The organism is Nonlabens dokdonensis DSW-6 (assembly GCF_000332115.1).
Taxonomy (GTDB): domain Bacteria; phylum Bacteroidota; class Bacteroidia; order Flavobacteriales; family Flavobacteriaceae; genus Nonlabens; species Nonlabens dokdonensis.
On the sequence record NC_020156.1, the window covers coordinates 3,254,299 to 3,271,331 of the forward strand.

Sequence of the window (17,033 nt, forward strand, 5' to 3'; positions counted from 1 at the left end):
CTAAATGAGACGGCTTCTTTTTAATTCAATAAAGTTGAAAATTCTTTATTTACCTTTTCAGTGCAAAATGTCCTTTAAAGCTTCTCCCATCAGTTAATTCAACGAGGTACCAGTAATCGCTAGATGGCATTGGGTTACCATTATAAGTTCCATCCCATCCTGGTCCTGTGGCACTTATTTGTTTTAGTAATTTACCATAGCGGTCAAAGATGTAGATGCTCGCATCTGGTATCTCACTTACAGCGATCACTTGCCATGTGTCATGGTAACCATCTTGATTAGGTGTAAAATATGGTGGCCCGCCTATAATTACTGCATCCATAGAAACTGTTCCACAACCGTTTTTATCTCTTACGTAGATGGTGTAGAATCCTGGATAAAGATTTGTAAATCTCTGGCTGTCTTGATACACAAAATTGTCAAGTGAGAATTCATAATCACCGCTTCCTGTTACAATCGCAGTAAGTGTATTAGTATTTACTTCAAACTGTCCTACGTCTATACGTTCTATTACCGCCACATCAGATTCTACTACTGTAATCGTTGCCGTACTATCACAACCATCGCTATTAGTAACGGTTACGGTATAATCATCACCTGAAGAAACATCTATAGTTTGTGTCATCTCTCCAGTAGACCATAGGTAGCTAGAATATCCTGGTCCAGCATCGATTGTTTCTGGTACTCCAGCACAAATGGTGTAAGGTCCTTGATTTGCAATCGTAGGTCTTGCAAAGACTTCTATTCTAAAGGTAGAGACATCATAACAATCTTGATTTGAAGCGTTTTCAATTCTCGCATAAATGGTTTGTGCTCTACTCACGTTGGTGTACGGAAAACTTAATGCTCCGGTATCATTATCTGCATCTGCCTGGCTGGTGTGGTAAGTCACATTGAAATCTGCTGTACTTTGACCATTGTAAATGGAAGCATCTTGTGATGTAAAGTCAAATTCTTCAAAACCATCGTTGCTGATATCGTCACATCCTACTAAGTCTATCGCTGTACCAGCAGTAGGCTGCTCGCTTACTGTTAATGTAAAGCTCGTAGTATCTGCACAAACTGGATTTGCAACAGCTTCTATTCTTACAAAAATAGTTTCTGGTGTTGTCGTGCTACTCGCATAAGCAGTATCGTTAGTTATTTGATCAGTTCCCATTCCTGTCATCGCACCATTAGACGTAGTGTGATACGTAATGGTAAAATCACTAGGTGTTTGACCGGCTAATACTTGAGCGTTTGCCATGGTTAGATCAAATACTTCTGATCCATCATTAGAAGGATCATCACAAGTAATCATATCTTGAACAGCATTTGCTGTAGGCGTAGGACTGATCACAAATCGGAATGTCGTTGTGGTGTAACAAGTATCATTATCTGCATTATCAATTCTAGCAAAAATATTAGGTGTTGCGCTAGTTACTGTATAAGGACTGGCAAGTGGCGATGCGTTGTTATCAGCATCGGTTTGAGTAGCGTGATAAGTTACATTAAAACTAGGATTAGTCTGCCCATCCAGAATAGTCATATCAAACTGAGATAAATCTACATTTTCTGTTCCATCATTAGAAGGATCATCACATACTATAATATCAGTAGGAGTTCCTGCTCTAGGCAATGCATCTACAAAAATGTCAAACATCTCTGTATCATAACAACTGCTGTTGGAATTGGTTTCTATTCTTACAAAAAGAGTAGTAGAACCACTGTTGTAAATAGTAGGCAGTGGAGTTGCTCCTCCTACGCTTCCTAAATCAGCATCTGCCTGTGAGGTAAAATACTCAATAGTGAAGTTTGCAGGATTTTGACCTAGTAAAACATCAGTATTTCTGGTGCTTAAATCAAAATCTTCTAAGCTATCATTAGAACTATCGTCACAAATTCTGTATTCAGCTACTGTATTTGCTACCGCTTGTTCATTTAGGATGACGTTAATAGGTGTGACAGCATAGCAGGAAGTATTTGCTGGATTAGTTAGTCTAGCAAAAATTGAATTTGATCCAGACACTACCGTATAAGGGCTTGTTAGCACTGGAGTCCCAGCATCAGCATCAGCACGAGTTGCGTGGTAGGTCACATCAAAGGTTGCCATACTCTGTCCGTTATAGATTAAGGCATCAAATCGTGTGCTTAAATTAATATCTTCTGATCCATCATTGGTATCGTCATCACAAAGCATTAAATCTACAACAGGAGCTTCAACAGGAAGATCGTCCACAATTATATCAAAAAACGTTGTGCTGTGACAACTTCTATTTGCATTGTTTTCAATTCTAACATACATGGTCTGACCACCGCTACTATACATATTGCTTACAGGTGTTGCTCCGCCTACGCTTCCTTGATCAGCTTCTGCTTGAGTTGTGAAATATTCAATATTAAAGTCTGCTGGAACTTGACCTAGCAATACTTCTGGATTTCTAGAAACCAAATCAAATACCTCAGAATTGTTATTTGAAATATCATCACATAAGCGGTAAGTCGCTACTGGGTTTGCTACTGGTACAGGATTTAACTCAACAGTAAACGAGGTCGTATCAAAACAAGGCTCATTATTAGAATTATCAATACGAGCAAAAAAGGTAGTTGTACCAGTTAAGTTGAATGGTGACACCTGATCATTTGCACCAGTATCAGCCTCTGCTTGAGTCAAATGGTAAGTAATTACATAATCAGGGTTAGTTTGTCCATTCAATACCTCTGTGTCAAAATCTGTTAACAAAATATCCTCAGAATTATCATTAAGATCATCACAAACAGCAATATCCATTACCGTATTTGCTGTTGGAGTATCCCACACAAATAAATCAACTTCAGTTGTAGAAGTACATCCACTTGGGCTATTGTCTGCTAATCTAATGTAAATTCTTTCCGTATTGATCGTTGCATTTGTATAAGTCGCAGGGTTCATTATTGGACTTGCTCCAGTACTAGCATCAATAGCACTTGTATGATACGAAATTGTAAACGCTGATGCTGGTAAACCACCCAATACTTCTGGCTCCGTGGAGGTTATATCGAAAACTGAAAATCCGTTATTATCATCATCACAATTTACCAGGTCAGTTGGTCTTGTTGCTCCTGCACCGCTAGCTACAACAACATCAAAAGTAATGCTATCAAAGCAAAGTCTTGAAGTAGCATTTTCATCGTTAGTAATTCTCACATAAACTGGAGTTGTGCCTATAGGAAAATCATAAGGTAAAGTAATTGGGTTTACGTTATTATCTGCTGCATTTTGAGTAAGGTGATAAGAAACTACAAAGTCAGGATTAGTTTGCATGTCTAAGACCTGTGGTGTCTCAACAAGGTCCAAATCTCTAGACTCAATTCCATCTCCATCACTATCACATAAAAATACATCAGCAACTGGATTTGCGATCGGATTAGCATATATGGTAATATCAGACGAAGCAATAAATCTAAATCCACCATTGCGTGCTGTTAATGTTACTGTATAAACACCAGGTCCAGGAAAAGTATGAATTGGATTTACTGTTGTTACCAAAGGACTACCGTCTCCAAAATTCCATGAAACTGTAGTAGTCACACAAAAGTCCGAGGTAGAAGCCTCAAATTGTATAGGAGTTTGATCACAAAAATTAACTTGGTTTCTTGATGTGCCACCACCTCCACCAGACATTGCCTCAAAGGAACTAAATGAAGGTTCAAAAAATGAAGTAATAAAAGGCGGTAACCCTTCTCTAGAATTGTTGTTAAGTGCCAGACCGTCATCGGTGTAGCCTGCCGCAGCACCTACTGCATCAGGTGATCGTACAACACCTAACCACGGCTGACATGCTCTTGCGTGATAAATTTTACCATCAATACCTAATTGTAAAGCACCTCTTTCACTGTTTTGAGCACCATTTGCTGCAAATACGAACGGAGTTGAATTCCAACCACCGCCGCTATTGATATTGTATTGTAGAATTTCTCTATTTACTGCATTGTTGCAACCATTACCATTTGGCGAGGAGTTGGCGTTTAAATAAATTAATTCCGAATTGGGAGAAAATTCTGCTCCATAAAAGTTTGCTATAGCGTTATTTGAGGTAGTTAAGGCTATAGGATTACTAACAATTCCTGTGGCATTATTAAATTCTGCTAAATAAGCGGTTCCAGCAGGTGTAACAGATGTATTTGCCACTTTACTACCATCTGGGGATAACCTTATATAACCTCTATCATCAGTAAGAGTAGAAGTAGGAGGAAGTGTAGAATCTACACCTCTTGAGCTTAAAATAATACCTCCTGCTGCAGGGTAAGCGCTGTAAACACCACCATCTTCAAAAGTAAGAATCCAGTAAAATGTTCCATCATCACTCAAAGTGGCAGTGACCTTTTCTTGAGTATTTTGTTGTATTAATATATCTCGACGACCTGGTACAACGTCTCCGAGACCTGCACGCAAGGACATGTCTACGATACTGTAATTTAATCCTGCAAACTGACTAATAGTAATAACAAAATAACGATCACTCGCACCCAAATCTGGAATTATAATGGCAGATTGTGCACTTGAAGAATTTCCAGATAATCCTGTCCCATTGGGCATAGGGTTTCCATTTCTATCCCATACAGTTGTACCGTCAGAATACATTTGTAAAATACCACATTCATCAGATATCGCGCTACAGCCTTCAGCTGTAGCTAGACTACCAGCAGGAGCCGCCATAGGGGCACCAGAATTAAAGTCTACACTAGCATTATCTCCAAAAAACCACCATGCGGCCTCAAGTTGAGCAAAAGTTAAAATAGGTATAAACAGAAACGTTAGGAGGAGTAATTTTTTCATTGCTTTTTTAGTTTTGAGGGTCGTAATTTAATCTTTTTTTATCAATTCTATGAATGTGTTAAAAAACCGTTGAATTAACCAAAGTTTTATTACGAACATGATAATCTCTAAAAATTAAAGTATCATCCTTGAATTATGAACATTGCTGGCCTTTTATGAATATCTGGTATTTGTTTTTTCCATAAATCCACGGTCATAGTTCTAATAAACTCTGTAGGTAAACTTATGTCGCAAGCAATACATAGTTTGGTTTTTCCATTTAACGATAAAATAAGTTCTTCTATCATTTTATTATTGCGGTATGGAGTTTCTATAAAAGACTGCGATTGATTTTGCTTCAAAGAAATATTCTCAAGCTCTTTAATTTTTTTGCGTCTTTCTTGTTTATCTATAGGTAGGTAACCATTGAATGCAAAGTTCTGGCCATTGAGACCGCTAGACATCATTGCCATGAGTATAGAACTAGGTCCTACTAACGGTTGCACTCGTATACCTTTTTCATGTGCAATTGCAACTACGTCAGCACCAGGATCTGCTATTCCAGGAACACCAGCTTCACTCATTAACCCCATGTTTTTACCTTCAAGACAGGCTTGTAAAAAGGAGGGAAGCTCACTTACTTCAGTGAATTTGTTGATAACTGAAAAATTCAAGCTAGGTTGCGATTTTGAAGGACATATAGATTTAATAAACCTTCTCGCAGTTTTTTCATTTTCCACCACATAATGATCTACCATTTCAATTACTTTTTTAACTGATAATGGCAATACTTCAAGTGGGCTTATCTCGCCTAATGTTACTGGTATAAGAAATAACCTTCCTTTTCCTTCCATAATAATGTTTTTTATTCCGCTTTCGCGAAAGCGGGATTACTACAAATCAATTACTTGATAAACTCTTTTGTAAATTAAATAACTGCTTATGATATGAGTGATTTGATCGCTAGACTCCAAAGGTGTCAAAAGGCTTTTAAGCATTTTTACATCGGTCATTTGAATTCTCAGATTAACGTAAGCATAGCCTAAGACTTTACCATTCACAATAAGAATCACACTGCGCTCGCTAGCTTCTCTACCGCGATCTACTATAATTTTACTTTTATTTTTAAGAGTATATAAGTTTTCAATTTTCTCAATCAAAATATCAGTTGCCTTTCCTGCATCTGCAATATCTATATCTTCTAATTGCTTTTCTATAAAAGTAAGTCCTGACCTGTAACTGGAAAAACTAATTGAATAATCAGGATTGCTTTTTACAGATTTGATATTCAATTGTTGATTTTCATTTTGATCCTTTGAAATATATAGACCGTGTGAGAAATTAGATTTTTTGGGTTTACCATTTAGAAATGGCTTGTGCTTGCGTACTTCAATATATTCTTTTAAAATAGAAATAAGCTGGCTACCAGTTTTTTCATATTTCACTTCAGACACCTGCTTTTGGATAGCCTTAGATTTACCATTTGATCCGGTAAAGAGTTGTGTAACTCTTCTTTTTATATTCTTGCTCTTACTTATATAGATAATTTCATTGTTCTTATTATATATGTAAAAAACACCTGTAGAATTAGGGACATCATCAAGCAGTTCCTTTAAATTGGATTGTAGTTTTAAAGGTTTATGATGTTTTAGGCTTTTTGAGATAATATTTTTATCTATGTCTTTTTGTAGAAGTAATTTAAACAATTTTACAGTCGCTAATGCGTCACCAGTTGCACGATGTCTATCAGTTATAGGAATACCTAACGCTTTAGTTAGTTTTCCAAGATTAAAACTTTCCTGATCTGGAAGTAAAGTTTGCGCTAGTTCAACAGTACAAAGTGTAGGCTTTTGATAATCATATCCCAGCCGCTCAAATTCTAGACGCAGCATTCTATGATCAAATTCGGCATTATGTGCGACAAGAGTAACGTCGTTAGTTATTTCAATAATTCTTTTAGCTACTTCGTAAAACTTTGGAGCTCTTTTCAACATCGCATTGTTAATTCCAGTAAGCTTAACAACAAAAGGTTGTATTTCCTTTTCTGGGTTTACTAGGCTTGCAAATTGATCTACTATTTCATGTCCATCAAATTTATAAATGGCTATTTCAGTTATTCCTTCTTCGTTATACTTTCCACCAGTGGTTTCTACATCTACAATTGCGTACAATATTCTATTTTTAAATATGATTTCTTTTCACAAAATTTATGCGAAAGCTAATAAAAAAAGCCATGTCTTATACATGGCTTTGTGTAACTTATAAAGAGACTTATTAAATTTTTGCTCCATAAATTTTATCATACAGATCTTGATACCTGGCTTTGATATTCCTACGTTTCAATTTGAGTGTAGGAGTGAGGTGCTCTGCTTCAATAGTCCAAAGTTCTGGTGTGATTTCAAACATTTTTACTCGTTCCCATTTACCAAACTTCTCATTATGTTCTTCGATCTCTCTTTGATATCTTTCTATAACTCGCTCGTTGCTGCAAAGGTCTTTCCAGTCTTTATAGGTTATTTCTTTACGCTCTGCCCATTCTTCTAGGAATTCAAAGTTAGGCTGGATAAAAGCAGCTGGCATTTTCTCACCTTCACCTATAACCATGATCTGTTCAATGAAACGACTTTGTTTCATTGTATTTTCTATAAGTTGTGGAGCTACGTATTTACCACCAGAAGTTTTAAACATTTCCTTTTTGCGATCGGTAATTTTTAAGAATCCATCTTTATCAATTTCTCCTATATCACCAGTGTGGAAATATCCGTTTTCATCAATAGCCTCATTAGTTTTCTCTTCATCTTTATAGTAGCCTATCATACGTTGCGGTCCATTAATGATGATTTCTCCGTCTTCTGCTATTTGTACGTCTGTATTTGCAATGAGTTTACCTACAGTACCTATTCTAAAACCACCATCTCGCATATCGTTTACAGAAATTACAGGACTGGTCTCCGTCAGTCCATAACCTTCCATTACAGGAACGCCAGCTGCATTAAATACTCTCGCTAGTCTAGGCTGTAAAGCAGCGCTACCACTAGCAATTGCTAGCAAGTTGCCACCTAAGGCTTCCTGCCATTTAGAGAAGATGAGTTTTTTTGCAAGTCCTAACTTTTTCTCGTACCACCAGCCGTTTGCACCGTAAGGTTCCCATTCTAATCCAAGCTCAACAGCCCAGAAGAATAATTTTTTCTTGATTCCAGTTAGATCAGTTCCTTTGGCTATAATTTTATCATATACCTTTTCTAGTAATCTTGGTACTGCACTCATTACCTCAGGTGACACTTCTTTTAAATTGTCAGAAATTGTTTCTAAAGACTCTGCAAAGTAAATACCAGTTCCAGTGTATACATATAAGTATTGTAACATGCGTTCATAGATATGACATACTGGTAAAAAGCTCAATGCTTTTGATTTACCTTTTACAATAGGAAGTCTTAGCTCACAAGTCATTGCATTACTAGCGATGTTTTTATGAGATAGCATTACACCTTTAGGTCTACCAGTCGTTCCAGATGTGTAAATAAGAGTTGCAAGATCTTCAACGTCAATTGAGGCCATGATTTTCTCTAATTCTTCTTGATTGCTCGCATCTTTTCCTAGCTCCTTTACATCATTCCAGCTTCTACATCCTGCAATATCATTAAACGAGTACACTTCCTTTAAGGAAGCAACCTGATCTTTGATGCTCATTACTTTATCATAAACCTCTTGATCTGATACAAAAACGTATTTGGATTCACTATGATTTAACACATAGGCATAATCTTCCTCAGATATGGTAGGATAAATAGGTACATCTTGCGCACCTGTTTGCATTATCCCTATATCCATTATATTCCACTCAGTTCTATTAGTAGTAGAGATAATCGCTATTTTATCGTTTTTTTGAACTCCTAGTCTTAATAGACCTCTTGAAACGGCATTTGCCTGGTCAACAAAGGATTTAGTAGAAGTTTTAACCCATTCACCTTGAACTTTTGAAACAAGAGCATCTTCACGAGGGAATGTCTCTAGCTGATAATGAGGGAAATCAAAAAGTCTTTTATACTGCATATTCAAATTTTTCGTAATTGCAAAGTAGTGAAACCATGTGAATTTTCAAATGCCTTTTTTAAGGTTATCGTAATTATTGGGTTCTCGCTTTCGCGAAAGCGCAATTATTTAATAAACATTATTAAAATTTCAGACGGTAACGAAATACTACTAGTAGGGTTAAAATTACTTTAACGATTGTTTAACAACTGAATGACAACCAGTTATTCATATCTCTCGTAGATAGTATATGGTTCGAAAATTTAATTTGAAGAAATATCCATTTTTCGGCTTCTATTCATTGTTAAATAATTTCAATCATAACTAATTTAATTAATAACCAAAATAAATAACATTATGAAAAACATTACTCAATTAAGTGTAATTGTTGTTTTCTTTTTTATTTCTACGATGTCCTTCGGACAAGTAGTAAATAAGACTGTAGACGACGGAACTGCTGGAACTTTGCGCGTTGAAATAGCAAATGCAGGTACAAATGGAACTGTTACTTTTGATAGTTCTATTCAAGGACAAACTATTAATGTCACAAACGGAGAGATTCTCGTAAGCTCATTTTTAGCCTTAACAATAGATGGTAACAATGGTGGTACACCTACAACAATTTCAGGTGTTAACTCAAATCGAATTTTTAATTTTAGTTCTACAATCGCAGCTTCTATAGCTATCAATGATATCAATTTTATTGATGGAGAAGCTATTGATGGTGGAGCCATTGCAGTTAGTGATGCAACGACCGTACTTTCGATTTCAGATTGTGAATTTCGCAATAATAACGCAACAGGTTCTACTGGTACAAATGGTGGAGGCGCTATTTTCAACAACGGAGCAATAGTTAATATCAATGGAACAACACTATTCAATTCTAATACTGCATCTGGAATATCAGGTAGTGGAGGAGCCATACTTAACTCTAACGGTGGAACGACTACATTAGACGGTTCCAGTTTTAACTTAAACAGTGCATCAAGAGCTGGAGGAGCAATTGAAGATAATTCTGGTGCTTTAGGTGGTTTAAATATTAATAATTCCTCTTTTACAACAAATTCAACAAGTAGCAATCCTGGTAACGGTGGAGCCATTCACATGACAGGTGCAGGAAACTCTTCTATTAACTCATCTAGTTTTACAAACAACACCGCTTCTAATGAAGGCGGCGGATTATGGAATGGGTCAGGAGTAATGACTATTACAGGAACAACGATAGATGGTAACACAGCTTCTGGAAGCGATGCAGTTGTTGCAGGAGCTTCAGGAGGTGGAGGAATCTACAATGAAGGAGGAACAGTTACTACAGATGCTACTACTTTAATTACTAATAACATTGCAGATGGCGCACAAGGGACTGGTGGTGGAGTATTAAATGCCAATGGAGTTTTTACAGCAAATGGTTCTACTATATCAGGTAATAGTTCTAACAGAGCAGGTGGAGGAATCGAGCAGAATCAAGTATCGACCACTAACCTTACTGATGTTACTATGAGTATGAATATAACAGGAGTAGTAATAGGAGCAGGCGCACCAGGAAATGGAGGAGCACTCCACGTTTCACAAGCTGGGACTGTAAATATTACAGATGGTACTTACACTCAAAATACAGCAGCAAATGAAGGTGGTGCTTTATGGAATGGTTCTGGACTAATGAACATAGATGGAACTACAGCAATTAATAATAATACAGCCAATGGCGAGCCAGCAATGGGCGCAATGAACCCAGGCGAAGCTGGTGGCGGAGGAATCTACAATGAAGGAGGAGCAGTAGTTATCACAGGAAGTGTAACTGTAAATAACAATAACGCTACAGGAAGCACGAGTACTGGTGGAGGAATTTTAGTTGCTGGAGGATCACTAGATGCAACAGGAACTACGATCACAGGAAATGGTGCAAATCGCGCCGGTGGAGGAATCGAAGCCAATTCAGGCGCACCAGTTATATTAACTAATGTAAGCTTAGATGGAAACACTGCAGGTGTAACTACAGGAGCAGGTGCGCCAGGAAATGGTGGTGGATTACACATCAGTGGTTCAAGTGTTGTTAATGTTACAGGAGGAACTGTAAGTAACAACATAGCGATGAGTGAAGGTGGAGGACTTTGGAATGGTACAGGAATAATGACCGTAGATGGTACAACTATCGATGGAAACACTGCAAGTGGTGATGCCGCTGACAATGGTGGTGGAGGAATCTATGCGCTGTCAAACGGTACTTTGGAAATCGAACCAGGAACAACAATCAGTAACAACACTGCAGATGGGACCTCTGGTTCTGGAGGTGGAATCCTAGCAAACGGATCCAACCTTGATGTAGATGGAGCAACGATAACAGGCAATTCTGCAAACCGTGCCGGTGGAGGAATTGAGGTAACCGTGGGAACTTCAACTACAGCTGTAATAAATAATGTAACCCTTAATGGTAATTTTGCTGGAACAGATGCAATGGGAGTAACCATGGCTGCAAATCCAGGAAGCGGTGGCGGAATGCATGTTACAGGAGCGCAAGATGTATCAGTTACTGGTGGAACAGTAAACAACAATACTGCTGCTTTTACTGGTGGTGGACTTTGGAACCATACGGGAACTATGACCGTTACTGGTTCTACAATAGACGGCAACACGGCTAGTGGTGCTGCAGCAACTAATGGTGGTGGTGGAATCTTCCAACTTCCCGCAGGTAGCCTTGTGGTAGGAATGGGAACCAATATTACCAACAATACCGCTGATGGAGCTTCAGGTTCCGGTGGTGGAATCTTGGTAGGTGCAGACGGTAACCTTGATGTGACTGGAGCAACTATCTCTGGAAACACATCCAATCGTGCTGGTGGAGGAATTGAGATTTCTTCAGGTACGAATGCAGGAACAGTATCCTTGACCAATACGACTCTTGACAACAATGTAACAGGCCCAATGGGAAGCGCTGCACCAGGAAACGGTGGTGGACTTCACATTACTGGACCACAAGATATTACGATCTCAGACGGTAGTGCTAATGGTAACATCGCTGCAAACGAAGGTGGTGGACTATGGAACGGTAGCGGACTGATGAACTTATCAGGAACTCTTACCGTTAATAATAACACTGCATCAGGTGAGGCGAGTATGGGCGCAACGAACCCAGGCGAAGCTGGTGGTGGAGGAATCTACAATGAAGGAGGAGCAGTGGTTATCACAGGAAATGTAGCTGTAAATAACAATAATGCTACAGGAAGTACAAGTACTGGTGGAGGAATTTTAGTTGCCGGAGGATCACTAGATGCGACAGGAACTACGATCACAGGAAATGGTGCAAACCGCGCAGGTGGAGGAATCGAAGCCAATTCAGGCGCACCAGTTACATTAACTAATGTAAGCTTAGATGGAAACACTGCAGGTGTAACTACAGGAGCAGGCGCACCAGGAAATGGTGGTGGATTACACATCAGTGGATCAAGTGTTGTTAATGTTATAAGTGGAACTGTAAGTAACAACATAGCGATGAGTGAAGGCGGTGGACTTTGGAATGGTACAGGAACAATGACCGTAGACGGAGTAGCCATGGATGGAAATACAGCAAGTGGTGCTGGAGCAGACAATGGTGGAGGAGCAGTTTACGCCTTGAACGGAGGAATGGTTTCCATCATTAACGGATCTATGTTGACTAACAACACAGCAAATGGAACATCAGGATCAGGAGGAGCAGTACTAGTGGATGCAGATGCATCTATAAGTATAGATGGCTCTACATTGAACAGTAATATTGCAAACAGAGCAGGTGGAGCTATAGAAATAGTTGCAGGTACAGGAACAGCTTCCTTAACTAATGTTACGATGAATTCCAATAATGCAGGAGCAGCGCCAGCAGTGGCGGCACCAGGTAATGGTGGAGCGTTACATATTACAGGAAATCAAGATATTGTAATTTCAAATTCAATGTTTTCTGGAAATACAGCAGCTCGAGAAGGTGGAGCATTATGGAATGGTGCAGGTTTAATGACAATCACAAGCTCAACAATTGATGCTAATTTTGCAACTGGAAATTCAGCAGATGACGGTGGTGCAGGAATATTTAATAACGGAGGGGACATTACAGCGGATGGTATAATTGTAACTAATAATCTAGCTCAAGGATCATCTGCTTCAGGTGGTGGAGTATTAAGTACTGATGGTATAGTTTCTTTTGCAAATTCAACCTTCACTGGAAATGCTGCAAATAGAGCAGGTGGTGCTTTTGAAATCATTGACGGTTCTTTATCTATTACAGATAGTGATGTTTCAGGAAATGATGTTAATGGTACGGCAGGAACTCCAGCACCAGGAAATGGTGGAGCAATTCACATTACTGGAGCAACTACTACTAATATTTTGAGATCTACTTTTAATAATAATAGTGCTGGCCGTGAAGGTGGTGCTTTATGGAATCAAAATAATAGTACTATGACCGTAGGTTTTTCTATTTTAGATGGAAATAGTGCTTTTGGTACAGATCTTTCAAATGATGGTGGTGGAGCTATTTTTCTGAATGGAGGTGATTTTACAATAACTAATTCTACCATTTCTAATAATACAGCTACTGCAAATGGTGGAGGAATAGGTAATTTAAATGGATCTCTTACCGTTTCTACTACAACCATCTCAGGAAACTCAGCTGGTGCAAATGGTGGAGGAATCGTAAGTACTGGACCTATTAATGTTATAAACGCGGTTACCGTAGCAAGAAATTCGGCAACGACCGATGCTGGTGGTGTTGGTTTTCAATCTGCGACAGGAAGTTTTACATTAAAGAATACTATTGTTGCAGAGAACACTTCTACTAACGGTGTTCCAGACATAGGAGTAAGTACAGGTTCTTATACTTCATTAGGTTTTAACTTAATCGAAATTGATGATATAGGTGATTTCACTCCTTTAGCGACAGATATAGTAGGTACAACGGCAGCACCTGAATTTGCAGCTTTAGGCCCATTAGCAAATAATGGTGGTACAACTTTAACTCATGCATTAATGGATGGTACAAGAGCTTTTGACAATGGTGATAGTGCAGATACATTTGCTGATCAAATCGGTCAAGCAGTATTTGGAACTCGCGATATAGGAGCTTTTGAATCTCAAGTAACTTTGAGTAATGAAGAGTTTGTATCAGAATTTGTTGCAAGTAGATTATACCCTAATCCTGCAACCGGTGAAACAGTTCAGTTAGAGCTTTCACCTTCCTATCAATCAATAACAGATTATAGAATAATAGACATGACGGGAAAAACCATCGCTATAAGTAAAGCCTTACCAGGTGTTAATAATATTCAAGTAAATACGTTTGCTACTGGCGCATATATTATAAGAGTTGAGGCTAACGGTCAAGTTGAAACTTTAAGACTTTTAGTAGACTAGTTTTAAATTTATAAAAGTAAGAAGCCTGTTTTGATTTGATCAAGACAGGCTTTTTTTATTACACTTTCGCGAAAGCGAGATGATTTAAAACCACTTTACAACAAAAGCTCACTCTATCAACTTTAGAGTGAGCTTTTTTAATTTAAGTATTTAAAATTATTAAATGACCTCTACAGAATCAGTTTCATTTCTAAAAACCAACTCATCTTCAAAAGCATCGATGAGAACAATACTATCTGTGACAATCTGAGCAGATAAAATCTGTTTAGATAGTTCGTTTAGAATTTCACGTTGAATAACGCGCTTTACTGGCCTAGCACCATACTGTGGATCATATCCTTTCTTTGCAAGTAGGTTGATAGCTTGCTCTGTTGCATCAATCACGATCCCTTGTTTTGCAAGTAATTTTGTAACTCCTTTAAGTTGTAAACTTACGATCTCTTTGATTTCATTTTCATTGAGAGGTGTGAACATAACGATGTCATCAATACGATTGATAAACTCTGGACGCACTCGCTTTTTTAAAGAAATTAATACCTCTTTTTTAGTTTCATCGAGTAATGAGTCTGTTACCGAGGCTGCATTCTGAAAACGTTCTTGAATCAATTCTGCTCCCATATTAGAAGTCATGATGATAATACTGTTTTTAAAGTCAGCAACACGACCTTTATTATCGGTAAGTCTTCCTTCATCAAGAACTTGTAGTAAGATGTTGAAAGTATCAGGATGTGCTTTTTCAATCTCATCCAGTAAGACGACACTGTAAGGTTTGCGACGTACCGCTTCAGTAAGTTGACCACCTTCATCATATCCTACATATCCTGGAGGTGCTCCTACTAATCTACTCACGCTATGACGTTCTTGATACTCGCTCATATCTATACGAGTCATAGAATTTTCATCATTAAACAGATACTCTGCAAGTGCTTTGGCAAGTTCTGTTTTACCTACTCCAGTTGTACCTAGAAAAAGAAAGGAACCTACGGGCTTATTTTGATCTTGTAAACCTGCGCGGCTTCTTCTCACTGCGTCACTTACTGCTAGAATAGCTTCGCTTTGCCCTACTACACGATGATGTAGCTCATCTTCTAATTTTAATAACTTTTCTCGTTCACTTTGTAACATCTTCGTCACTGGGATTCCAGTCCATTTAGCGACTACTTCGGCAATATCGTCATAAGTTACTTCTTCTTGAATAAGATTGTTAGTGCTATCATTTGCCTCCATTGCGGCTTGAAGTTGATCTAACTCTTCTTGTGCTTGCTTGATTTTACCATAACGCAACTCTGCCACTTTACCATAATCGCCTTCACGTTCAGCACGTTCTGCTTCTAGTTTAAAGTTCTCAATATCTGTTTTTGCATTTTGAATATTGTCAACTACGCTTTTTTCATTCTCCCATTGAGCGTTAAGCTCGTTGCGAGATTCTTTGAGATTAGCCAGTTCAGATCTTAAATTTTTGAGCTTGGACTCATCGTTTTCTCTTTTAATGGCTTCGATTTCGATTTCTAGCTGCATGATTTTACGATCGAGCACGTCTAACTCTTCTGGCTTGGAATTGATCTCCATGCGCAGTTTTGCAGCAGCTTCATCCATTAAATCAATAGCCTTATCTGGTAAAAATCTATTAGTGATATAACGCTGTGATAACTCTACGGCGCCTATAATTGCATCATCCTTTATCTGTACTTTATGATGTGTTTCATATTTATCTTTTATACCTCTTAGTATGGAGATAGCACTTTCTGTATCTGGTTCGTCCACGATTACTTTTTGAAAGCGTCTCTCTAGAGCTTTATCTTTTTCAAAATACTTTTGATATTCATCTAAAGTTGTAGCTCCAATGGCGCGCAACTCACCACGAGCTAGCGCTGGTTTGAGAATATTTGCAGCATCCATGGCGCCTTCACCGCCGCCAGCTCCTACAAGAGTGTGAATTTCGTCAATGAAAAGGACGATATCGCCAGAACTTGTTGTTACTTCTTTTATTACCGCTTTTAATCGTTCTTCAAATTCACCTTTATATTTTGCTCCAGCAATGAGCGCTCCCATGTCCAAAGAAAATATTTGTTTATTCTTCAAATTATCAGGTACATCACCGCCTACAATGCGATGAGCCAGACCTTCAGCAATAGCTGTTTTTCCCACCCCAGGTTCTCCTACTAGCATAGGGTTATTTTTTGTACGTCTCGATAGAATTTGGAGAATACGACGTATCTCTTCATCTCTACCAATAACAGGATCTAACTTACCTTGATCTGCTAGTTGATTGAGGTTTTTTGCATATTTATTTAGGGAGTTATAGGTTTCTTCAGCACTTTGAGAAGAAACAGTATTTCCATTTCTCAATTCTTCGATAGCGGCTTCTAAATTTTTCTTAGAAATACCTTGATCTTTAAGTATTTGAGCAGTTTTAGATTTGCCATCAAATATGCATAGTAATAAATGTTCAATACTTACATATTCATCTCCCATTTTTGTGGCAAGACTCATGGCTGCATTTAAAACTCTGTTAGTCTCCCGAGACAGTTGTAAATCGCCTCCATCTACTTTTGGAAAAGAGTTAATTTGACTTTTTACAAGTTCTTTGATAAGATCAAGTTTTACGTTGAGCTTTTTAAATAGAAAAGGAAAAACATTCTCATCTACCATAGTTATAGCTAGAAATAAATGCGCGTTTTCAATTTGTTGCTGTCCGTATTCTTGTACAAGTTGCTGTGCTTGCTGCAAAGCCTCTTGTGATTTTATAGTTAATTTATTAGGATTCATAATTTTCATTTTATTTCAAGTAGTCAATTCTTATACCTTAACTCGATTTTGACATTTCGACAGATATTTCAAACAG

General features: G+C 38.0%; 6 protein-coding genes. 1 reads left to right on the forward strand and 5 read right to left on the reverse strand.

The annotated features are described in order from the left end of the window. Positions 1-49: 49 nt before the first annotated feature. The 4 genes from DDD_RS14300 to DDD_RS14315 all read right to left on the reverse strand — a co-directional run bounded on the left by DDD_RS14300 (position 50) and on the right by DDD_RS14315 (position 8,830). The gene (locus DDD_RS14300; RefSeq protein WP_015363645.1) at positions 50-4,798 is read right to left on the reverse strand and encodes a T9SS type B sorting domain-containing protein; all 4,749 of its coding nucleotides are present in this window, start codon (positions 4,796-4,798) and stop codon (positions 50-52) included. Positions 4,799-4,920: 122 nt separating this feature from the next. Then, positions 4,921-5,631 (reverse strand): SAM-dependent methyltransferase, encoded by a 711-nt coding sequence (locus DDD_RS14305; protein WP_015363646.1) that lies wholly within the window; start codon positions 5,629-5,631, stop codon positions 4,921-4,923. 39 nt (positions 5,632-5,670) lie between these two features. Then, a complete protein-coding gene (locus DDD_RS14310) occupies positions 5,671-6,948 on the reverse strand; it encodes an exonuclease domain-containing protein (RefSeq protein WP_015363647.1) in 1,278 nt (425 codons plus the stop codon). A gap of 103 nt (positions 6,949-7,051) precedes the next feature. Beyond that, a complete protein-coding gene (locus DDD_RS14315) occupies positions 7,052-8,830 on the reverse strand; it encodes an AMP-dependent synthetase/ligase (RefSeq protein ID WP_015363648.1) in 1,779 nt (592 codons plus the stop codon). 336 nt (positions 8,831-9,166) lie between these two features. On the opposite strand from DDD_RS14315, the gene DDD_RS14320 reads away from it, so the two are divergent. Next, positions 9,167-14,188: a T9SS type A sorting domain-containing protein gene (locus DDD_RS14320; RefSeq protein ID WP_015363650.1), complete on the forward strand. Its 5,022-nt coding sequence runs from the start codon at positions 9,167-9,169 to the stop codon at positions 14,186-14,188. A 159-nt stretch (positions 14,189-14,347) separates the two neighbouring features. Here the strand turns inward: DDD_RS14320 and clpB are convergent, their stop codons facing one another. Then, positions 14,348-16,957: an ATP-dependent chaperone ClpB gene (gene clpB, locus DDD_RS14325; RefSeq protein ID WP_015363651.1), complete on the reverse strand. Its 2,610-nt coding sequence runs from the start codon at positions 16,955-16,957 to the stop codon at positions 14,348-14,350. Positions 16,958-17,033 lie beyond the last annotated feature (76 nt).